The sequence below is a fragment of the Marinobacter sp. F4218 genome, assembly GCF_019443085.1.
Lineage (GTDB): Bacteria > Pseudomonadota > Gammaproteobacteria > Pseudomonadales > Oleiphilaceae > Marinobacter > Marinobacter albus.
In genome coordinates this window covers 2,298,118-2,319,220 of the sequence record NZ_JAHZIL010000003.1, presented here as the reverse complement: position 1 = coordinate 2,319,220, position 21,103 = coordinate 2,298,118, and the positions used below count along the sequence as shown (strand labels likewise).

Annotated in this window: 19 protein-coding genes; 6 read left to right on the top strand and 13 right to left on the bottom strand. The window is 60.5% G+C overall.

Translation table 11 applies throughout. The annotated features are described in order from the left end of the window. Nucleotides 1-54 precede the first annotated feature (54 nt). Complete coding sequence (locus tag K0B93_RS14560; protein WP_219867881.1) at nucleotides 55-561, bottom strand: disulfide bond formation protein B; 507 nt, start codon at nucleotides 559-561, stop codon at nucleotides 55-57. Nucleotides 562-684: 123 nt separating this feature from the next. Between K0B93_RS14560 and K0B93_RS14555 the strand changes: the two genes are divergently transcribed. Next, complete coding sequence (locus K0B93_RS14555; RefSeq protein ID WP_219867880.1) at nucleotides 685-1,125, top strand: flagellar basal body-associated FliL family protein; 441 nt, start codon at nucleotides 685-687, stop codon at nucleotides 1,123-1,125. Nucleotides 1,126-1,143: 18 nt separating this feature from the next. Here the strand turns inward: K0B93_RS14555 and rmf are convergent, their stop codons facing one another. The 4 genes from rmf to K0B93_RS14535 all read right to left on the bottom strand — a co-directional run bounded on the left by rmf (nucleotide 1,144) and on the right by K0B93_RS14535 (nucleotide 7,227). Then, nucleotides 1,144-1,356: a ribosome modulation factor gene (gene rmf, locus K0B93_RS14550; RefSeq protein WP_219867879.1), complete on the bottom strand. Its 213-nt coding sequence runs from the start codon at nucleotides 1,354-1,356 to the stop codon at nucleotides 1,144-1,146. Nucleotides 1,357-1,467: 111 nt separating this feature from the next. Next, entirely contained in the window at nucleotides 1,468-3,027 is a 1,560-nt protein-coding gene (gene gshA / locus K0B93_RS14545) for a glutamate--cysteine ligase (protein ID WP_219867878.1), read from the bottom strand. A 68-nt stretch (nucleotides 3,028-3,095) separates the two neighbouring features. Beyond that, on the bottom strand, nucleotides 3,096-5,435 hold the full coding sequence (locus tag K0B93_RS14540; protein ID WP_219867877.1) for a Tex family protein: 2,340 nt from the start codon (nucleotides 5,433-5,435) through the stop codon (nucleotides 3,096-3,098). 55 nt (nucleotides 5,436-5,490) lie between these two features. After that, nucleotides 5,491-7,227 carry a GGDEF domain-containing response regulator gene (locus K0B93_RS14535; RefSeq protein ID WP_219867876.1) on the bottom strand — a complete coding sequence of 579 codons (1,737 nt, stop codon included), beginning with the start codon at nucleotides 7,225-7,227 and terminating at the stop codon, nucleotides 5,491-5,493. Between the two features lie 144 nt (nucleotides 7,228-7,371). Between K0B93_RS14535 and rep the strand changes: the two genes are divergently transcribed. The 3 genes from rep (at nucleotide 7,372) to K0B93_RS14520 (ending at nucleotide 12,331) form a co-directional block, all read left to right on the top strand. After that, nucleotides 7,372-9,390, top strand: coding sequence for a DNA helicase Rep (rep, locus tag K0B93_RS14530; protein WP_219867875.1), 2,019 nt, complete (start codon nucleotides 7,372-7,374; stop codon nucleotides 9,388-9,390). 106 nt (nucleotides 9,391-9,496) lie between these two features. Next, nucleotides 9,497-11,761 carry a galactose oxidase-like domain-containing protein gene (locus tag K0B93_RS14525; RefSeq protein ID WP_219867874.1) on the top strand — a complete coding sequence of 755 codons (2,265 nt, stop codon included), beginning with the start codon at nucleotides 9,497-9,499 and terminating at the stop codon, nucleotides 11,759-11,761. Between the two features lie 15 nt (nucleotides 11,762-11,776). Further along, nucleotides 11,777-12,331 (top strand): hypothetical protein, encoded by a 555-nt coding sequence (locus tag K0B93_RS14520; RefSeq protein ID WP_219867873.1) that lies wholly within the window; start codon nucleotides 11,777-11,779, stop codon nucleotides 12,329-12,331. 77 nt (nucleotides 12,332-12,408) lie between these two features. On the opposite strand, the gene K0B93_RS14515 is transcribed toward K0B93_RS14520, so the two are convergent. Then, entirely contained in the window at nucleotides 12,409-12,822 is a 414-nt protein-coding gene (locus K0B93_RS14515) for a c-type cytochrome (protein ID WP_219867872.1), read from the bottom strand. A 201-nt stretch (nucleotides 12,823-13,023) separates the two neighbouring features. On the opposite strand from K0B93_RS14515, the gene K0B93_RS14510 reads away from it, so the two are divergent. Together K0B93_RS14510 and K0B93_RS14505 are read left to right on the top strand one after the other, a co-directional pair. Beyond that, the gene (locus K0B93_RS14510) at nucleotides 13,024-13,362 is read left to right on the top strand and encodes a hypothetical protein (protein ID WP_219867871.1); all 339 of its coding nucleotides are present in this window, start codon (nucleotides 13,024-13,026) and stop codon (nucleotides 13,360-13,362) included. Between the two features lie 10 nt (nucleotides 13,363-13,372). Continuing rightward, entirely contained in the window at nucleotides 13,373-14,485 is a 1,113-nt protein-coding gene (locus K0B93_RS14505) for a phospholipase A (protein ID WP_416383203.1), read from the top strand. A gap of 57 nt (nucleotides 14,486-14,542) precedes the next feature. On the opposite strand, the gene K0B93_RS14500 is transcribed toward K0B93_RS14505, so the two are convergent. From K0B93_RS14500 to K0B93_RS14470, 7 genes are all read right to left on the bottom strand, one after another. Further along, nucleotides 14,543-15,895, bottom strand: a complete 1,353-nt coding sequence (locus K0B93_RS14500) for a phosphomannomutase (protein WP_219867870.1) — start codon at nucleotides 15,893-15,895, stop codon at nucleotides 14,543-14,545. Between the two features lie 9 nt (nucleotides 15,896-15,904). Further along, nucleotides 15,905-16,381, bottom strand: coding sequence for a bacterioferritin (gene bfr, locus K0B93_RS14495; protein WP_218636547.1), 477 nt, complete (start codon nucleotides 16,379-16,381; stop codon nucleotides 15,905-15,907). Between the two features lie 144 nt (nucleotides 16,382-16,525). Continuing rightward, entirely contained in the window at nucleotides 16,526-16,732 is a 207-nt protein-coding gene (locus K0B93_RS14490) for a bacterioferritin-associated ferredoxin (protein WP_218636546.1), read from the bottom strand. A 97-nt stretch (nucleotides 16,733-16,829) separates the two neighbouring features. Then, nucleotides 16,830-18,122, bottom strand: a complete 1,293-nt coding sequence (gene pepQ / locus K0B93_RS14485; protein ID WP_219867869.1) for a Xaa-Pro dipeptidase — start codon at nucleotides 18,120-18,122, stop codon at nucleotides 16,830-16,832. Then, nucleotides 18,115-19,029 (bottom strand): LysR family transcriptional regulator, encoded by a 915-nt coding sequence (locus K0B93_RS14480; RefSeq protein ID WP_219867868.1) that lies wholly within the window; start codon nucleotides 19,027-19,029, stop codon nucleotides 18,115-18,117. Before K0B93_RS14480 ends, pepQ begins: the two co-directional genes overlap by 8 nt. Nucleotides 19,030-19,086: 57 nt before the next feature. Further along, entirely contained in the window at nucleotides 19,087-20,106 is a 1,020-nt protein-coding gene (locus K0B93_RS14475; RefSeq protein ID WP_219867867.1) for an ABC transporter ATP-binding protein, read from the bottom strand. Beyond that, a complete protein-coding gene (locus K0B93_RS14470) occupies nucleotides 20,103-21,101 on the bottom strand; it encodes an ABC transporter ATP-binding protein (protein WP_219867866.1) in 999 nt (332 codons plus the stop codon). Before K0B93_RS14470 ends, K0B93_RS14475 begins: the two co-directional genes overlap by 4 nt. Nucleotides 21,102-21,103: the final 2 nt, after the last annotated feature.

Here is a 21,103-nt window from a genome sequence, read left to right as displayed (position 1 = left end):
TTCTTGTCAGGTGGATTTCAACTTACCCCATGCCTGCGGTCCGCCGCAACCGTTTCAGCCGGCAATCCAGTTTCGCGGTTTTGGCTGTCGAAACAGCAGGACCAACCCGGCAACCACCAGCAGGCTGAAGAACACCGCTGTCCAGCCCGGAATGCTCAATCCCATGAAGCGCCAGACCACTTCGGCGCAATCGCCCGTCCCTTTAAGGGCAGTCGAAAGTACCTCAAAAAACGGCAGCACCTCCAGCATGTAATCCACCGAGGGGCCGCAGGCGGGCACCTGGTCTGCTGGCAGACTCTGCAGCCAGAGTTGCCGGCCTGCCACGCCCAGGCCAGCGCCGGCCGTCAGAGCCAGTAACAAACCGTAGATACGGACCCCGAACCCTGTCGGACCGTGCAGTACCGCCAGCAGGCTGACCAGTCCGGCGCCCATGAACCCGAAACGCTGCAGCCAGCACAACGGACAGGGCTCCAGCCCCATCACATGCTCCATGTAGAACGCGACGCCCAATAACCCGGCACACACCACAAAAATTAGTCCGAACACCCACCTACTAGTCAAAAGAACACCTCGGTTTGATCAATTGAAACTGCATCCACGCACCGGGCCTGCTATTCTCGGTCCGAACGGCGACGTCACTGCTGACTCGCCACTAAACCCTAAACCATCAACAACTTCAAGCCTATGAGACTTCAGCCAAAACCCGTTCTGACTTTGCTGTTTTTCCTGTGTTCGTTTGGCGCCGCATCGCTGCACGCGGAAGAGCCCAGGGACGAAGAGGTTGTCGAGGAGGCGGGCATTACCGATTACATCGCCATGGATCCGCCCTTCGTGACGCACGTCGGCATGCCAGGCAACAAGGTCACCTACCTGAAAGCCTCGGTGAGCCTCAGGGTGGCCAGCACCGGCGCCCGGCCAGCAGTCGAAGCGCACATGCCAAGACTGCGTCACGAGCTGGTGATGCTGTTTGGTGAACAGACCGATGTGGATCAGCTGACCGCTACGGCCGGGCAGCAGGCCTTGCGGGACGAGGCGAAAACGCGGATCAATCAGGTACTGGAAGAGCAGCAGACCGGCGAAAGCATCACCGGTGTACTGTTCACGGAATTCGTCGTGCAGAAATAGCTTGGGGCTTAACCGGGGTCAGGCAATCCGGGAAAACAGGTCGTCGCCGGACCGGTCCCGCTGCACGGCGTGATCGGCGTCGTCCCAGCCCGCCTCCCAGGCCGCGATAACCACCTCGCCCCGATAGGGGCATCGAGTCTTATCCATGCCCATGGAGGCCGCCATATATCCCTGGCGGTATGCCTTGTTCAGTGCTTCCACGTCCCAACCGAGCTTCATGTCCCTTGCCACGACAATATCTCCTTGCTCCTTTGGTAACAAAAGCTAACAGCAGACCCGGGGACTGACAAACTTTTGTTCAGATTCTGTGAGTCAGGTCCGAACCGGCTGTGAAACCGGCGGTCACGACTTCAGATACTGCTCCAGGAAATCGCCAAACGGCTGATTCTCAGCGTCTTCCATGGCTTTCTGCTCGGCCAGGGATTCCGTTGTCATGGTCCTGAAGGCTGCAAGCACATCGGCATCAAGCCCTTCCTCACGGAGAACCTGTTGATGCTGGCGCGACTGTTCCATCACCCAATCCCGGTGCCCCAGGCCAGACTGCTGCATTGCCTCCACCACCTCGGAGGAAGGCACCGGCCAACTCGCGTTTTCAGGCAGTTTCCGGCGCTGCGCCGCCAGTGCGCTGCGGTAGGTTTCCCCACCGTTCCAGCTGTCCAGCAGATCCGCCAGGGGCTCGAGCTGATCAAACACCTCGGCTGCCGCCTCGCCCACGGGGACCCGCGTTCCACCCCGGCACAGGGTGAGCTCCCGATTGCGTCCCTTTGCTACCACGTCCTTGTAGTTGTCGTCCAGGCGTTCGCACTCGGCATCACCAATCCGCGGGCTATCCGTCAACAGGCAGTCGAGCAGGAACAGGTCCAGAAAATCGATCTGGGATTGGTTGACCCCCACCGGCGAGAACGGGTCGAGGTCCAGGCAACGCACTTCAATGTATTCCACGCCGCGAGTCTCAAGGGCCTGGATTGGTTTTTCCTCACGCTCGGTCGTCCGCTTGGGCCGAACCGCGCTGTAGTATTCGTTCTCGATCTGCAGCACGCTGGTGTTGATCTGGATGAATTCGTCGCCCCGGCGGGTGCCGATGGTTTCGTAGGCCGGCCAGGGCGTGTGGATTGCCCGGTCCAGAGTCTGGGTGTAGGTGCTCAGTTCGTTGAAGCAGATGTTGAGGGAGGCCTGGGCGTTGTTATGGTACCCGAGATCCCCCATCCTCAGGGACGTGGCGCTCTCGCCATACCAGGTCCGGTTGTCGAACCGGCTGAGGTCATGATTCACGCCGGCAACGAAACTGGCGTCCAGCGCGGGAGACGCCCCGAAAAGCAGCATCAACAACCAGCTCCGGCGGCGGAAATTGCGGATCAACCAGAAATATTCGTCGGATTTGAAGTCCTTCAGGCTCTGACCATTGCCCAGCGCCGCCTGCCAGGTCTGCCAGAAACTGTCCGGTAGCGAGAGGTTGTAATGAGCCCCGGCAATGCTCTGCATCATCCTGCCGTAACGCACTGCCAGACCCTGGCGATAGACGTGCTTGAGGCGGCCAATGTTGGAGGAGCCGTACTCCGCAATGGGAATGCTGGCGTCGCCATCCAGTTCACAGGGCATGCTGGCCGCCCAGAACACCTCGTCCCCGAGGTTCTGTTGAACGAACCGATGGATATTGCGCAGCGACTCCAGCATTTCTCCGGTGCTGCTGCATACCGGCGTAATCAGTTCCAGCAGGGCCTCGGAGTAATCCGTCGTGATGCGTGGATGGGTCAGGGTCGAGCCGAGGGCTTCCGGGTGCGGTGTCTGGGCGATGAAGCCGTTGCGGTCGACGCGCAGACCTTCCTTCTCTACACCTTTCAGGAAGCCACGCCAGTCGCTGGAGGCGAACTGACGAAAAACGGAATGGCGGGATTCAGCCATGGTGAACTCCTGCTGCAGCCGACACTGCCTCGTGAGCGGTGCCGGCCGATGGATAGATGGAAAACCGGTTAACGATTATCCTTGCGGGCCGAAGCCAGGGCCTGGGCCAGGGCGCCGGCCATGGCACCCTGTTGCTGTTTTTGCCCACCACCGGACCGCGGGTTCCGGCCACCGGGTTTGTGGTCGGCGCGGCCACGTCCGGCTCCGGCGGACTTACCGTCATTTTTCTCACCTGGCTGGTCATCCATACGCATGGACAGGGCAATCCGTTTACGGGGGATATCCACGTCCATGACCTTGACCTTGACGATGTCTCCGGCTTTAACCACTTCCCTCGGGTCTTTCACGAAAGTATGCGACAGCGCGGAAATGTGCACCAGCCCATCCTGATGCACCCCGATGTCGACGAATGCCCCGAAATTGGTGACGTTGGTGACCGAACCTTCCAGCACCATGCCGGGCTCCAGATCACTGAGGGTTTCCACCCCTTCCTCGAAACTGGCGAACCGGAATTCCGGACGTGGGTCCCGGCCCGGTTTCTCCAGTTCGGCGATGATGTCCTTGATGGTCGGGACACCAAACTGGTCAGTCACGTAATCGCTCGGGTTCAGCCCGCGCAGGAAGGCCGAATCGCCGACAATATCGTCCACCTTGCGATTATTCTTGGCGGCAATGGCCTCAACCACACCGTAGGCCTCCGGATGCACCGACGAGCGATCCAGGGGATTGTCACCACCGGCAATGCGCAGGAAACCGGCGGCCTGCTCGAAGGTGCGGTCCCCGAGGCGCGACACTTTCAGCAGTTGTTTGCGGTTGTTGAACAGGCCGTTCTGGCTGCGGAAGTCCACGATATTCTGGGCGATGCTCTGGTTCAGGCCGGAGACACGCGCCAGCAGCGGCACGGAGGCAGTGTTCAGATCCACGCCCACGCCGTTTACACAGTCCTCGACGACAGCATCGAGGCTGCGGGACAGCTGAACCTGGGAAACGTCGTGCTGGTACTGGCCCACCCCGATGGACTTCGGTTCGATCTTCACCAGTTCCGCCAGCGGATCCTGCAGACGACGGGCAATGGAGACCGCGCCGCGGATGGTGACATCCAGATCCGGCAGTTCCCGGGAGGCGAATTCCGAGGCGGAATAGATTGACGCGCCGGACTCGCTGACCACGATCCGCGCCAGCTTCAGCTCCGGATAGCGTTTGCACAGGTCGGCGACCAGCTTCTCGGTTTCCCGTGAGGCGGTGCCGTTTCCGATGGCAACCAGCTCGATCCTGTAGTCACGACACCATTTCGCCAGCTGCTCGATGGACTGGTCCCACTGGTTCTTGGGGGCATGGGGATAGATCGCTCCATGGCCCACCACCTGACTGGTGCCGTCGATCACCGCCACTTTCACCCCGGTTCGCAGACCCGGATCGAGGCCAAGGGTCGGGCGCGGCCCGGCCGGCGCGAGCAGCAGCAGATCTTTTAGATTGGCGGCAAAGACATTGATGGCCTCGGTCTCGGCGGCTTCGCGCACCTGGGCCATCAGGTCGGTTTCAATCTGGGTTGAGAGCTTCACCCGCCAGGTCCAGCGCACCACTTCCGACAGCCATTTGTCGGCCGCCCGGCCGTTATCCCGGATATGCCAGTGCGCGGCGATGCGCTGTTCGGCCGGGTGCGGCTGTCGGCGATCGTCCTCGGTGTCGCCAACCACAAGGTTGTAGGCCAGGATACCTTCGTTCCGGCCCCGTAGAATGGCCAGGGCCCGGTGCGACGGCACTTTTTTCAGAGGCTCCACGTGGTCGAAGTAATCCCGGAACTTGGCGCCCTCGTTTTCCTTGCCCTCGATCACCGACACCTTCAATTGGCCCTGCTGCCAGATAAAATCGCGCAGGCTGCCCAGCAACTCCGCGTCCTCGGCGAACCGTTCCATCAGGATGTAGCGGGCGCCGTCCAGCGCCGCCTTGGTATCCTCCACACCCGCGTCCTTGTTGAGGTACCCCTGCGCCGTGGCCTCCGGATCCAGAGTCGGGTCGTCATAAAGGGCATCGGCCAGCGGCTCCAGTCCGGCTTCCCGGGCAATCTGTGCCTTGGTGCGACGCTTGGGCTTGTACGGCAGGTACAGGTCTTCCAGACGGTTCTTGGTATCGGCATCGTTGATGCTGGCGCGCAGCTCATCGGTCAGTTTGCCCTGTTCCTCGATGCTGTTAAGGATGGTGGACCGACGATCCTCAAGCTCGCGCAGATAGCGCAACCGCTCTTCCAGATTGCGCAGCTGACTGTCATCCAGCGAACCGGTGACCTCTTTCCGGTAACGGGCGATAAACGGAACGGTTGCCCCTTCGTCGAGCAGTTCGACGGTGGCATTGACCTGCTGCTCGCGTACGCCAAGTTCTTCGGCTATGCGCCTGGAAATACTGTTCATGCAACCTCGGTAAAATAAGATTGGTATCGAATTAAAGGAGGAAAGGTACAGCGGCTTATCGCTGCAGGCAAGCGGCCTGTCCGCGACTGCGCAGAAATTGAACAAGCTCGTTCCAGGGCATGGGGCGGGCGTAATAGTACCCCTGGATTTCATCACAATGCTGCTGGCGCAGGAATTCCAGTTGACCCTCGGTTTCCACGCCCTCGGCTACCACGCTGATCTGCAGACTGTGGGCCAGGCTGATGATGGCCCGGATGATGTGTTCCGCGTCGGCCGACTGGCCCAGCTCCTGCACGAAGGACTTGTCGATCTTGACCAGGGAAATGGGCAGATGCTGGAGGTTGCTCAGCGACGAGAAGCCGGTGCCGAAATCGTCCAGCGCGAAGCTGATGCCGAGCTGGTTCAGTTCCCGCAGGCACCGCCGGGCGTATTCCGGATCGTGCATCATCGCACTCTCCGTGAGTTCGAGTTCCAGCAGGCTCGTATCGACGTTGGCATTGAAGATGATCCGGAAGATAGTCTCCGTCATCTTGCGGTCGTGGAATTGGCGAAACGACAGATTGACCGCAAACACCAGACCCGGAAAGCCCAGCTCCACCGAGTCCTGAAGCCGCTTGCACGCCTGCTCTATGACCCAGTAGCCAATGGGCACGATCAGGCCACTGCGTTCCGCGACCGGAATAAACTCGTCCGGTCCGACCAGGCCGCGCTCCGGATGGTTCCAGCGCAACAGGCACTCCACCCCCCGAACCTCCTCCGTGGCCAGATCAATTCGCGGCTGGTAATAGAGTTCCAATTCCTTGCCCCGGAGGGCACTGCGCAGGTCGGCTTCAAGCCGGAGCTGATAACCCGCCGAGATGTGCAGGTGGCGATCGTAAAAGCGATAACTGGTCCCGGGATCGCGCTTGGCTTCGAACATGGCCCGGTTGGCGCGCCGCATGAGGTTCTCGGCGCTGTCGCCCGCCTCGGGGAAGGTAGCGACTCCGAGACTGGCATTCACCCCGATGGCCTGGCCGTCAATGGTCACCGGCTCATCCAGAATCGTGACCACTTTGCGAATGATCTGGGTAATATCCAGCGAGTCTTCCACTTTTTCGACGATGATGGCCAGTTCATCGCCGCCAATTCGCATCAACGAATCCACCCGCCGAAGGGTATGGCGCAGGCGCTCCGCCAATTTCATCATCAACTGGTCGCTCTTCTGGTAGCCGAAGGACTCATTGATACTGCGGAAGTCATCGATATTGAGGTGCAGCAGCGCCAGGCGCTGGCCGCCCCGCTCTGCCCGCATCAACGATTGCTGCAGCCGGTCGAAAAACAGATCCCGGTTAATGAAACCGGTGGCGACGTCGCGCCCCAGCTGCCCGTGGGCCGACTCGGCCAGCTGCCCCCGAAACCAGAGGCTCCGGACCGCCCGGCGGAGACTCCAGTGATCGAGTGCCTGCCGGCTCAGGTAGTCCCCGGCGCCGGCGGCAATCAGTTCCGACGCCCGCTCGTCAGCCGGTTCGGCACTCAGCGCCAGTACCGGCTTTTCATTGCTGCCAACCGCGAGGTACTGCAGAAAGGCGGATTCGGACCCACCGTGGAAGACGCAATCCCAGATAATGACATCGAAACTTGCGTTGCGGATCAGATCGTCACAATCGATGAGATCCGGGCACCAGGTGGCGTCGGGGTCAAATTCAGGATCGCGGGACAGGAAATCGTTGAGCCACAGAAAATCCGAATAATCCGGGACAAGAACCAACAGACGCAGCGGGCTTGGGCTAATCGTCTCCAGTGGCAATGTCATTAATCAGAATCCATTTTTGCGTGAACGACCAAATCCGTCCTACCTAGGATAGCCGATAGATCAGCAAGGTACAGAAAGGCACGCTCGTGTAGAATAGAGCAGACGACGCAAACGCCCATTTCGTTCCATTCTGGCCCATTATTTGTGAACAAGCTCAATCCCCGACAAAGTGAAGCGGTACGCTACGCCGACGGACCCCTGCTCGTCCTCGCTGGTGCCGGCAGTGGCAAAACCAGTGTTATCACCCGGAAGATTGCCTATCTGATCGAGCAACTGGGCATTCCGGGCCGGCACATCGCTGCCCTGACCTTCACCAACAAGGCTGCCCGGGAGATGAAAGAGCGGGTCGGACGGATTGTCGATCGCAAGCTCACCCGGGGCCTGATTGTCTCAACGTTCCACAACCTTGGCCTGAACATGATCCGGGAGGAGCATGCCCACCTCGGCTATCACCCCGGGTTTTCGATCTTTGACGCCGAGGACGCCAAGGCGCTGCTGCAGGACCTGATGCTCCGGGAAGGCAGCACCGAGGCCGGCGACGAACTCAACGATGTCCAGATGACCATCTCGTCCTGGAAGAATGCCATGCGAGGGCCGGCCGAAGCCCGGAGCAAGGCCGCCGACGAGCGGGAACAGCGCATTGCCCTGGTCTACGGCAAATACAACGAATACCTGAAAGCCTACAACGCCGTCGACTTCGACGACCTGATCCTGCTGCCGGTGCAGCTCTTTCGCACGCAACCGGACATCCTGGCCAAGTGGCGCCGCAAGATTCGGTACATGCTGGTGGATGAGTACCAGGACACCAACGTCTGCCAGTACGAACTGGTCAAGCTGCTGGTGGCCGAAAGGGCCGCCTTTACCGTCGTGGGTGACGATGACCAGTCCATTTATGCCTGGCGCGGGGCTCGACCGGAGAACCTGGCGCAGCTGAAAGAAGACTTCCCGAGCCTCAGGATCGTCAAACTGGAGCAGAACTACCGTTCCACCGCGCGCATCCTGCGCAGTGCCAACACCGTGATCGCCAACAACCCCCACGTGTTCGAGAAGGCGTTGTGGAGTGACCACACCATCGGCGAGGAGATCCGAATTGTCCGCTGCCGGAATGAGGACGCCGAAACCGAGCGTGTGGCAACGGAAATTCTCGACCAGAAGCTGAGGCAGGGCCTCGAATTCCGGGACTTCGCGGTGCTGTACCGGGGCAACCACCAGGCCCGCCTGCTGGAGATGAAGCTCCAGGCCTATCAGATCCCCTACCGGATCTCCGGTGGGCAGTCGTTTTTCTCCAAGAACGAGATCAAGGACGCCATGTCCTACCTGCGCCTTATGATCAACCCGGACGACAACGCCGCCTTCCTGCGGGTGGTCAATGTGCCGCGCCGGGAAATCGGCCCGCGCACGCTGGAGCAGCTCAGTCATTACGCCCGCGCCCGCAACGTCAGCCTGTTCAAAGCCCTGGGTGACATGGGCGCGGAGACCCACGTGACCGAGAAAGGCCTGGACCGCCTGCGCCGGTTCGCCCACTGGGTCGACGCCACCTGCGAGAGGCTGTTCAGCGAAAACCCGATTCCGGTCATCAAGCAACTGTTCACCGACATCGAATACGAGGAATGGCTGCACCAGCACTCGGGCACCCCCAAGCAGGCTGAACGCCGGATGGAGAACATCTGGTATCTGGTGGAGTCGATCCAGCGCATGCTGGACGATGGCAAGGGCACGGCAGACGAGCTGGGCATAGAAGATGCCATCACCAAGCTCATCCTCCGGGACATGATGGAACAGCGGGAGGAGGAAGACGACAGCGACAAAGTCCAGCTACTGACCCTGCACGCCTCGAAAGGGCTTGAGTTCCCCCATGTGTTCATCATGGGCCTGGAGGAGGAAATCCTTCCCCACCGGAGCAGTATTGAAGAAGGCAACATCGAGGAAGAACGACGGTTGATGTACGTGGGCATCACCCGGGCCCGGGAAACCCTGACGCTGACCTACGCCGCCGCCCGGAAACAGTACGGCGAAAAGATCGAGACCATTCCCAGCCGGTTTCTGGATGAGCTTCCCGAGGAGGACCTTAAATGGGAAGGCCAGGGCGACCTGGATGTCGAGGCCAACCAGAAGAAGGGCAAGGCCACGCTCAGCGCGTTGCTTGGCGACCTCGGGAACTGATTTTTACCTTTTTTCACATTTACTGCATCTGTCCGGAAGCCTGATCCGTTGTAGCAGACGGGACCCTGAATCCCGTTTCCACAACAACAAGATCAGGAGGACAACAATGTCCCGAATACCGAAGCGAATCTCGCACGTCACCGGATCCTTTTTGCTGTTGGCGGCCGGGTCGACCACGGTCAGCGCCGGCCTCCTCGGCGGACTGTTGGACGGATCGACTGAAGACACCACGACCCAGACCGAAGAACCCACGTTCGAGGCCAGCTACGATGGCAAGGGTACTTTCAGCGAACCTTTTGCGGAGCCCACCATCATTGTGGACGGCGAAGCGGTCAGAACCGATGAAAAGTGCATCACCCGTGAGGACGGACTCGACGAGTGCAAGCCCGCCGCCGGCACCATAGCGCTTCTCAAGGACGGGCGCCTGCTCTACCTGAATGCCCTGGAAGGGACGGAAAACGTGGAACTGTCGATCGTCGCCGAGTTCGGCGAGGTGTCAGTCAACGACCAGACGCGGGTACTGTCACTGGATGAAAACGACACCCCCTCCTGGCTCAAACCCTCACCTCTGGACGCCGGGGCCAACCCCGACGGCAACGACAGCGAAACCCTGCTGGACGGCACCGAACTGGACGGCGCCATTGATACCGCCGACAACACCAGCAAAAACGATGGCGCCCTGTTCTGCTCGGACGTCATCGGTCTGGCAAATGGTAACGTGATGGCCGTCGGTGGCACCGATTACTATTCCGAACCGGGCGTCGACGGCCTGCCTCTTGGCGTTGCCGAACTTGAGGGCATCAAGAACTCCCGGATTTTCGATGAGGAGACCAACACCTGGAGCCAGAGTGGCGACATGACCTACGGCCGCTGGTATCCGTCACTGGTCACCATGGGCAGCGGCGACGTCTTCGTCGCCAGCGGCGTGACCAAGCTGCTCAAGCCCGTGTATCCGGACGAGCCCCTGAACAGCGGCCGCAACGTGGTGCAGACCGAGACCTACAACCCCTGCGCCGGCACCTGGTCGGAGAACCCGTCCACCGCCGACCGGTCACTGCCGCTCTACCCGCGCATGCACCTGCTGCCCAACGGCCACGTCTTCTACAACGCCGGCGGCCAGGCCTTTAACCCGTTTGGTCAGGGGTACGACCAGGCACTGTGGAACATCGTGGCCAGCTTCAATCCCGAGACCCAGCGCTGGACCGACATCAGCTATGCCGGCCTGCCCCTGCGACTGGATGAGGCCGGCCTGAGCCAGCTCAGCAGCACCCTGAACGTCACCAACGCCTCCCTGGAACAGGCCGTATCCCTGATTGGCGACGTGCTTGAATCACCTGCGGACTTGCTGGAAAGCGCGGCCGAGCTCGGCGTCACCGAGGAAGAACTGCGGATGGCCATAGCCGGTGGCATGCGGGGTTCCACCTCCTCGACCATGCTGCCACTGGCGCCGGACACCAACGGCGAATACACCGAGGTCGAGCTGCTGACGGCCGGTGGCGTTCCCAGCTACGCGTTGCTGACCAACCCCGGAGGCTACCTGCCGACCGACCAGAGCCGGATTGACAGCATCACCACCAACGGTGATGCAATTGACTATGAGTCGCGGCTGACCGGACCGCTGAACCAGCCACGCTGGTATGGCACCAACGTGCTGATGCCGGATGGCAGCGTCATGGTCTTCAGTGGTGGCAACCGGGACGGCGTAGTGGCACCGGGCCTGGAAGGTCCGATCCGTACCGCGGAACGCTTCGACCCGGAAACTGGCACCTGGACCGAGATGGCAACGGGACACCGGTCCCGCACCTATCACAACACCGCCGTGCTGATGGAAGATGGCCGCGTGATGATCGCCGGGCACTCACCGATCAACACTGCGTACCTGACGTTTGTCGATCTGCAGGACTTCGGACTGGCGCCCTATGACGGTCGGGATCCCAGCTTCGAGATCTACACCCCGCCCTATGCCATGCGCAATGATCGTCCGCAGATCCAGAGCGCACCAGGCAACCTGACCATCGGTGACCGCTTCAATGTCAAAGTTGACCAGGCGGACGCCATCGACAAGGCACTGCTGATCCGTCGGACCGTGATGACCCACGTCGTCGACGGCGACCAGCGCGCCATCGAGCTGAAGATGGAGAAGCAGGCAGGCAACAAGGTGACCCTGACCATGCCCGACAACCACAACGTGGTGCCGGCGGGCGAGTACATGCTGTTCGTGAGCAAGGATACGCCGGAAGGCCGGGTACCCTCGGTATCCGCACCGATCACGGTGGTTAATGAAAGCCTCGAATGTATGGCGCCGCCCCGGATGGCCAGTGACACCACAACCGAAGACGGCATCATCGAATCGACGCTTGAGATCCTCTGACCCGGGAGCGGCAATATGACATTCGGACATACCAGAAGCGGTATCGTGAGTCTGGTGCTGTTCGGTCTGGCGTCCCTGTCAGCCTCCGGGCTGACAGCGGCCCATGGCGCACCGGAAGCGGGTGACCTGCCGGAGGGTTTGGTCAAGGCCCGCATCACGGAACGGCCGGACATACCCGGTCTCAGCGCCATGATCCTGGATGCCCCGAGGCCCGGCATCATGCTTCGCTACCAGGGTGAGCGCCCGCTCACCGTTATGGGCATGGAAGGCGAGGCCTTCCTGAGATTCACCCGTACAGAAGTGCAGGTAAACACACACAGCCCGAGCTGGCAGGCGCTTCCAAACCGGTCGGCGCAACCGGATGCTGACATCGGGCAGGAACCCGGAGAGGTCACCTGGATGGCCCTGTCCCAGTCCGGCAGCTACGGCTGGCTAGATCCGAGACTGGACACCCGGAAGGTTGGTCACGGCCAGACTGGAGGGCCAAAAACCTGGACAATTGCGATCCAGACGGAGCAGGGCGAGACCCGGCGCATTGGTGGCGAGCTGGAATTCACACCATTGCCTTGAACAAGGCCCTCAGGACGTTATTCAAAAAAAAAGCCCCCGCGACTGCGGGGGCTTTCTTTTTTCTGCCCAGCGAGAACTTACTGGCTTTCCGACACGATGTGCTCGACCGCGCTGGCGATTTCCTCATCCGGACAGTTCGCACAACCACCTTTGGCCGGCATGGCATTGAAGCCGTTGATCGCGTGGTTGATGAGGGTCTCCATGCCCTTTTCAATACGTGGCGCCCAGGCAGCGGTATCGCCGATTTTCGGTGCACCGGCTGCACCGGTAGTGTGGCAGGCCATGCAGACGGCGTCATAGACTTCCGGGCCAGGACGGGGGCCAGAACTGGCGGTCTGGGTGGGCGCAGCGGCAGCTCCACACTCGTCGCCCTGCAGGCACACTTCGCCGACCGGTTCGATGCGTGAACGAATTTCATCTTCAACACTTGCCATCACGGCACCGGCGGTGAGGCCGAAACCAAGCAGTACGACAGCCAGGACTCTCTTCATCTTCACAATGCACCTCGCATTAGAGCGTTATAATCTTCAGTGCCCGCATTATAGCGACTGAACCCTGGCAAAAAAACCAAACGGCAAAATCAGCACTTGATCTGAGCCAGATTAATTGCCATTTCGTAAGCCAAACAGCGTTTTGCAACGTTTCCGGTTACCATAGAACCGCCAACCATTCAGGACTCCAGGAACTACCGCATGTCACGACCAGACGCTCCCCCTCCGCATCCGTTACGCAAGCCCCTGCTGATTGCGGAGTTTTCGGCCCTGGCCATCTTGCTGGCCTCTATGGGCTGGTTCTCCAGCCAGACCGCTGATGGCAGCCAGCTCAACGTGGCCTGGCTGCTGGTTCCGGCGGCGGCCAGCCTGGGCGTTTTCCTGAGCTTTATCGGCTTGATGTACCTGCGTTGGGTTGCAGCAGCGGAGGCCTCCAACCGGTTTCGCCACAAGGTGGTGTTTGCACTACTCGCCATTACCCTGATCGGGGTCTGGGTGTATGGTGTTGCCAACACCTGGATCAGCCTGAACGCCACCTGAGGGCCAGCCCATGCGATCGAGACTTTCTGCGTCGGCCACGTTGAGCCTGGTTCTGGTCTCGAGTATGGCGGGCGCTCAGGAAACCACCATTCCGGATGACAGCGCACCGAAGCTCACCGCAGACGAGTGTGCCCTGATTGAGAACGGTATTCGACGGCTGGCTTGTTATGACCGGGTCCTGGACCCGAACCGGGCTCGGGAAGAGGCCAACCCGGACAAGGTCAGGGAAATTGAAGAGGAAGCGGATAAAACCCTGCCCACGCGCGAAGCCAAGGTGCAGGACATGGCCGGCGACGGAGACAGTAATGAAGGCGTGATGGACTCCATTGTTGATCAATACATCGCCGCGGAGAAGGCCGTATTCAGCTTTTCTGGAAGTTTTGTCGGCTATCGGCCGACTTACATCCTGCCCATCAGCTGGGTCAAGTCCCCGAACCCAAGGCCCACAAGTCCAAGCCTGGGTGCTGCCAGCTACGACTATGACCTGGAGCGCGAAGAGGCAAAATACCAGATCAGCTTCAAGGTGCCGCTGTTCACAGGGATGCTGGATGACCGCACCACACTCTGGTTCGGCTACACCCAGAAATCGTTCTGGCAGGTTTACAACCGGGACGATTCCGCGCCGTTCCGGGAGACCAACTACGAACCCGAGATCTTCATGCGCTATCAGACCGATTGGAAGATCGGCAAGGGGACCCTGAACGCGCTGACGTTCGGTTTCAACCATCAATCGAACGGCCAATCCGAACCGCGGTCCCGAAGCTGGAACCGCATCATCGCTTCCGCCGCCTACAGCTATGACCGCTGGCTGGTCATCGTCCAGCCCTGGTACCGCATTCCGGAAAACAGTGAGGACGACAACCCGGACATCGATCGCTACCTGGGTTACGCGAACTACACAACCGTGTACAAGCTGAGCGAGGATCGTACGTTTTCCCTGAACCTGAGGAATAACCTGCGGTCGGACAACAAGACGTCGGTGGAGTTCGGGTACAGCTTTCCGATGGGGGATACGGTTAAGGGCTTTTTCCAGTACTACAACGGGTATGGGGAGAGTCTGATCGACTACAACCACCGGATTGAGCGGTTTGGTATCGGAATTATGCTGAACGACTGGCTATAAAAGGTCGTGGCCATCTTGGGTGGAGGTCGAACGGGCCGGAGAGTCTGACAGTGAGCCTTACTGATTCAGACGCTCCATCTCTTCCAGTAACTCTTTGGTCTTTGCTTCCATCAGCGGGATATCACCCCGTGATTCCACGTTCAGGCGGACAACCGGTTCGGTATTGGACATCCGGAGGTTGAAGCGCCAGTCGTCAAACTCGATGCTGACGCCATCCACGTGGCTGACGCTTTTCGCACCAACACCGTACTTGGCTTCGATCGCCGCAATTACCTTTGGGGGATCGGCAATGGTGCGGTTGATCTCGCCGCTGGCCGGGTAGGCTTCGATGCGGGCGTCGATCAGTGACGACAGGGTCTGGCCGGACTGGCTCAAACGCTCGGCGACCAACAACCACGGAATCATGCCGCTGTCGCAGTAGGCGAAGTCCCGGAAGTAATGGTGGGCGCTCATTTCGCCACCATAGACCGCGTCTTCATCGCGCATGCGCTGTTTGATGAAGGCGTGGCCGGTCTTGCTCTCGATGGCTTCGCCACCGGCGGCCTTCACCAGGTCCAGGGTATTCCAGGTCAGGCGCGGGTCGTGAATCACCTTGCCACCACCGGTCTTGCGCAGGAACTGGTCGGCCAACAGGCCAACGATGTAGTAGCCTTCGATGAACCGGCCGTTTTCGTCGAAGAAGAAACAGCGGTCGTAGTCGCCGTCCCAGGCAATCCCCATGGCTGCCCCTTCCTCCACCACCGCCTCTGCGGTCACTGTGCGGTTCTCCGGCAGGATCGGGTTGGGTACGCCGTTGGGGAAGTGGCCGTCGGCCTGATGGTGTACTTTCACGAATTCGAACGGCAGGTGCTGTTCGAGTTCATCGATCACCAGGCCCGCGCCACCGTTGCCGGCATTTGCAACAATGGTCATGGGCTTCAGCGAGCCCGCATCCACGTAACCCAGCAGGTGGTCGATGTAGGCACTCATGGCTTCCAGCGGCTCGTAGCGCCCCAGTTCAGGGGCATCGGCGAAGGGTTCCAGCACTCGATCCCGAATGTCGTTCAGACCGTTGTCGGAGCTGATGGGGCGCGAGTCCGGGCCCACCATCTTCATGCCGTTGTGATCTCTCGGATTATGGCTGGCGGTCACCATGATGCCGCCGTCCATGCCGTAATGGCTGGTGGCAAAATACACCATCTCGGTGCCGCAAAGACCAATGTCGAAAACGTCCGCGCCGGCAGCCATCAGGCCCGAACTCAAAGCTTCGGCAATGTCCGGGCTGGACAGGCGGATGTCGTAACCGACAATGACTTTCTTCGCACCGGTAATCTCGACATAGGCTCGGCCGATGCGCTCGGCCAGGGTCGGGTTTAACTGGTCAGGCACTCGACCGCGCAGGTCATAGGCTTTGAAACAGGACAGGTCCATTGTCTGGTTTTACTCCGCGGCGGCTGACTGAAGCTGGATGTAATTCTGGATACCCATCTGGGAAATGAGTTCCAGTTGGGTTTCCAGCCAATCGATGTGTTCCTCTTCACTGTCGAGAATGCTGCGGAACAACTGGCGGCTGCCATAATCCTGAACCTGCTCGCAGTAGGCCACCGCTTCTTTCAGGTCGACGTGGGCGGTCTGCTCAAGCTTGAGGTCGCAGGTGATCATCTCCTCGACGTTTTCACCGATCAGAAGCTTGTTGAGGTCCTGAAGGTTGGGCAACCCCTCGAGAAACAGGATGCGCTCGATCAACTGATCGGCGTGCTTCATTTCGTCGATGGATTCCTCGTATTCCTTGGCAGCCAGCTTGGTAATACCCCAGTCCTTGTACATACGGGAATGAAGGAAGTACTGGTTAATGGCGGTCAGCTCGTTGGCGAGGACCTTGTTGAGATACTGAATAACCTTTTTATCGCCTTTCATAGCGTGGCTCCCTTTTGAGGTATGTAATCCGTACCCAAGGATAGCCGGTTACAGCTCAATAAAAAATTGCAGGCGGGAAAGATTCGCAACTCAGGCCGGCGCGGAGAACCGGCTTGGTGAAGACAGAGCAAACGGCAGGTGTGTCTATGCCGGTTGGGCCAACAGGTTAGCCAGTGACAGGTAATCGGGTGTCGAACACTCCCTCAGGATCTCGCGAGCGGTACTGGCACAGCGACCGCATTGCCGGCCCACTCCCATTTCTTTACCAAGCTGACGCATGGAGGTAACCCCGTTTTCGGCAGCTTCGCGAATTTCCCGGTCAGTAACCCCGTGGCAAAGGCACACGTACATAACTGATTCTCACTAACGACATTAAAGGTAGTGATAATTATTGTTATTTGCGTCTCGAATTACAACCCCTTCTTGTTAAATTTCTGCAACAGGGTCATCAGCCTCCGGCTTCCCGGGTCAGGTTGCGGGCGCCATCGTCAGTGACCACCACATTGTCCTCGATGCGAATGCCGCCACAGCCTCTGAGATCGTCGATTACGGCGTGATTGAAGTGCCCTCCGAGCGGCCCGTCCAGAATGGGAGCCAGCAGTGACGGGATAAAATAGAGCCCCGGCTCGATGGTGACAACCATGCCCGGCTCCAGGGTCCGGGTCAGGCGCAGAAACGGCGCGTCTGCCGGCGACGGCTCGCGTTTGCCGGCGACATCGTGCACCTGAACTCCGAGGTAGTGGCCGATACCGTGGGGGAAAAAGGCCCGGGTAACCCCCTGCTCCACCAGGGCCTCGTCGTCCAGTCCCGAGACCACCCCGGCGGCACTCAGCAAGGCCGCAATGCCGTCATGGGTTTTGCGGTGGATGGCCACGTAATCGACCCCGGGCGCCACCATGCCGCACAGGCGACGCTGCAGTTGTTCAAGGCCCTGAACCAGCGCGGCAAACCGACCTTCACCGGCCCCGGGCGTGGTGCGGGTAATGTCCGAGCAATAGCCCCGGAATCGGACACCCGCGTCGATCAGCAGGCTGCGGGCGCGGGCCGGCCCATCAATGTCGTAAAACTGATAATGCAGGGTGCCGGCGTGTTCGTTGACACCAATGATGCTTTGGTAAGGCGCTTCGGCCTCACGCTGGCCGGTGGCCCGCTGATAGGCCAGGCTGATCTCGAACTCACTGCCACCACCGAGGAAAGTGTCCCGGGCAGCCCTGTGGCCGCAGACGGCAATCTCGTTGGCCCTGACGAGACAGGCAATTTCATAAGGCGTCTTGTGGACGCGGGTTTCCTCCAGGTCCACCAGCAACCGCCCCGGGTTGTGATCACCCGGCGCCTGCGCCACGGTCGCCGGATCCCCGATAACCGCCAGCTTGCCGGCGCGCTCCATGGACGGCGCCTCACGGTGCTGTATGAAACGTACCTCCACCGCCTGTTGCCAGGGTTCCTCCGGCAGATCCAGGTTCGCGTGCCAGAAGTCCACCGGCTGATACAACCAGAGCACAGGCGTGCGGCCCGGGCGAATCAGCAACCAGCTGTGTTCCTGGCCGGCCAGGCCGGTCCAGTGCAGAAAGGGGCCGTACCCCTGAAAAGGGTAGGACTGATCATCCCCGTAGCGCATGGGCGCGGCACCGGAGCTGATCAACAAGCCGTCGTAACCCTGCGCCAACAGAGCCTTCTGGTATCGCTGCTGGAGCGTCTGGATGTGATCGGTCTGCAGGGCCAATAGTTCAGTGTCAGGCATGTTGGTTTTCCAATGTCTCCCAGAGCGTTAAAAGATCGTCGGAGCGCGGCTCACACAGGCGGATCAGGCGAATTTCCAGCGGTACGTCCCAGTGTTCATCCCCGGCCCGCACCAGGCTTCCGAACTGCTCGCTTTTTTCCGTCATTCGTTGTGGCAGCCAACCCATGCCAAAGCCCTGTTTGACCAGGGCCTTGATGCTGGCGGACTGGGTATTCTCATTCAGTGGCAACAGACTCGCAGAGTCCTTGCTGCGGCTGAGATGCGCCTCGATGGCGGACTGCAGAAACCCCCGGGGGTGGTAGGCAATCAGAGGCACGGGCTGCTCCGCGGTACCCGGGAGCGAATACCGCGGCTGACCGTCATCATCCGTCACACTGACCGGCACCAGCGATTCCCGAGCCAGGGTGATCGACTCGTACCGATCCGGATTCAGCCGCTCGCGCCAGGGCAGATCCTTGTGCCAGTAGCACAGCACCAGGTCGCACTCGCCGTTGTCCAGGGCATCCAGGAATTGCTCCCCCACCCAGTTGGTGGCCTTGAGGTTCAGCTGCAGGCGCTCCGCGACCCCGGCTTTGCGAGCCCAGCCCTGGTAGAAATGGGAGAACAGCCCCTGGGTGGAGCCGACGCTGATCCGCGCCGAGGCCTCGGCCTCCATGTCGTGAATGCGGTCTTTGGTGTCCCGGACGTCCCGCGTGACCCGCTCGCACAATTCGACAAAGGCCTCCCCTGCCGGGGTCAGCGACAGCGGCAGGGTCTGGCGATTGATCAGGGTGGCCCCCATGGCTTCCTCGAGAAGCTTGATGCGGCGGCTGAACGTCGGCTGGCTCACGTGCTGCAGCTCGGCTGCCCGTGAGAAATGGCGCGTTCGTGCCAGCGCCATAAAATCTTCAAGCCAGCGTATTTCCATGGGGTCACCAGGGTCCGGAGATAATGTCAGGCATGATAGCCTATCGCGGCAACCCTGTTACAAGCGCCCTTCCTCGACGGCGTGACACGCCACCCGGGTGCCACCGTCGGTCGCAATCAACTGGGGAATTTCCTGCCGGCAACGCTCGTTGGCGTAGGGGCAGCGACCGTGGAAAACGCACCCGGACGGCAGCTGCACCGGGGTGGGCACCTCCCCTTGCAGACGAATATGGCTGGGCCGGTCGTCTGCGAGTTTCGGAATGGCCGACAACAGCGCCTGGGTGTAGGGATGCCGCGGCGTGCTGAACAGGGTTCTGGTGTCCGCCAGCTCGCAAACCCGGCCCAGATACATGACCGCCACCCGGGTCCCGAAGTGCTCCACCACGGCCAGGTCATGGGTGATGAACAGGTAGGTCAGGTTGCGGCTCTCCTGGGCATCCATCAGCAGGTTGAGCACCTGGGCCTGGATCGACACGTCCAGGGCCGAGATCGGTTCGTCGGCAACAATGAATTCGGGATCCACCGCCAGCGCCCGGGCAATGGCGATACGCTGACGCTGACCACCGGAAAACTCGTGGCCAAACCGGCTGCCCCAGTCGGGATCGATGCCGACCGAGTGCATGACTTCATGCACCTTGTCGCGAACCTCAATGTCCTTGGCGTTCGGCTGGTGGAAACGGATGGGCTCTTCCAGGGTTTGCTGGATGGTCATGCGCGGATTCAGGGACGCGTACGGATTCTGGAAGATCATCTGCATCTTGCGGCGGTAGGGCAACACCTCCTTGCCATCCAGATTATCGATACGCTGGCCATCGTAATGAATCTCGCCGGCGCTGGGTGACAACAACCCCATCACGGTGCGGGCCACCGTCGACTTGCCGCAGCCGGATTCGCCCACCACGCACAGGGCCTCGCCCTTCTGCACCTGCAGGTCGACGCCGTTGATCGCATGCACGGCTTCCTGCTTGCGCTGGAAGCGACCACCCTTGAACGAGATCTGCTCCAGCAGGCTGCCGGACAGGTCAAACTTCTTCTCAAGTCCGCGAATGTCCACCAGTGTGGATGACGGGGAGGTCACGATCCCACCTCCTGCATGCGTTTCTCCTGCTCAATAAGGTTGCTGACTTCGTAACAGGCCACATCGACATTTCCGGAGCGCACATATTCCGGCATGGTGCGCTTGCACTGGTCGGTGGCGAACTTGCAGCGTGGGTGGAAGGGGCAGCCGGTGGGCACGTTCTTCAGGGACGGCATGGAACCGGGAATCTGGAACAGCCGCTCACCGGGCTCGCCCATCTGGGGCAACGCGTTGATCAGCCCCTGGGTGTAGGGATGCTGGGCATCGTTGATGATTTCCCGGGTCGGGCCCTGTTCGATGATCCGGCCGGAATACATCACCAGCATGCGCTGGGTGACCTGGGACACCACGCCCAGGTCGTGGGTGATCAGCATCAGGGCCACATTCTCCTGCTCACACAGTTCCAGCAGCAGGGCCATGATTTCCGCCTGGATGGTGACGTCCAGCGCCGTGGTCGGCTCGTCCGCAATGATGATTTCCGGGTCCAAAAGCAGCGCGATGGCGATGATCACCCGCTGGCGCATCCCGCCGGAGAGCTCGTGGGGATACTGATCCAGGCGCTTTTCCGGGGACGGAATCTGCACCTTGCGCAGTTTTTCCAGGGCAATATCCCGGGCACCTTTGGTGCTGATCCGGCGATGAGCCTTGATGGCCTCGACCATCTGGGTGCCGATGGTCAGCACCGGATTCAGGGTCATCATCGGATCCTGGAAAATCATCGCGATGCGGTTGCCACGGATTTTCCGCAGCTCGCGCTCGCTCATGGCCGCCAGGTCCCTGCCCTCAAACAGGATCTGGCCCCCGGCGATGTAACCGGGCCGGGCAATCAGGTTCAGGATGGAGAAGGCCGCTACCGATTTACCGGCGCCGGATTCGCCCACCAGCCCGAGACGCTCGCCCTTATCCAGGCTGAAACTGATGCCGCGCAGGGCCGTGAGGTCGCCGCCGCGCACTGCAAAGCGGACGTCGAGATTTCTTACTTCCAGTAATGACATGA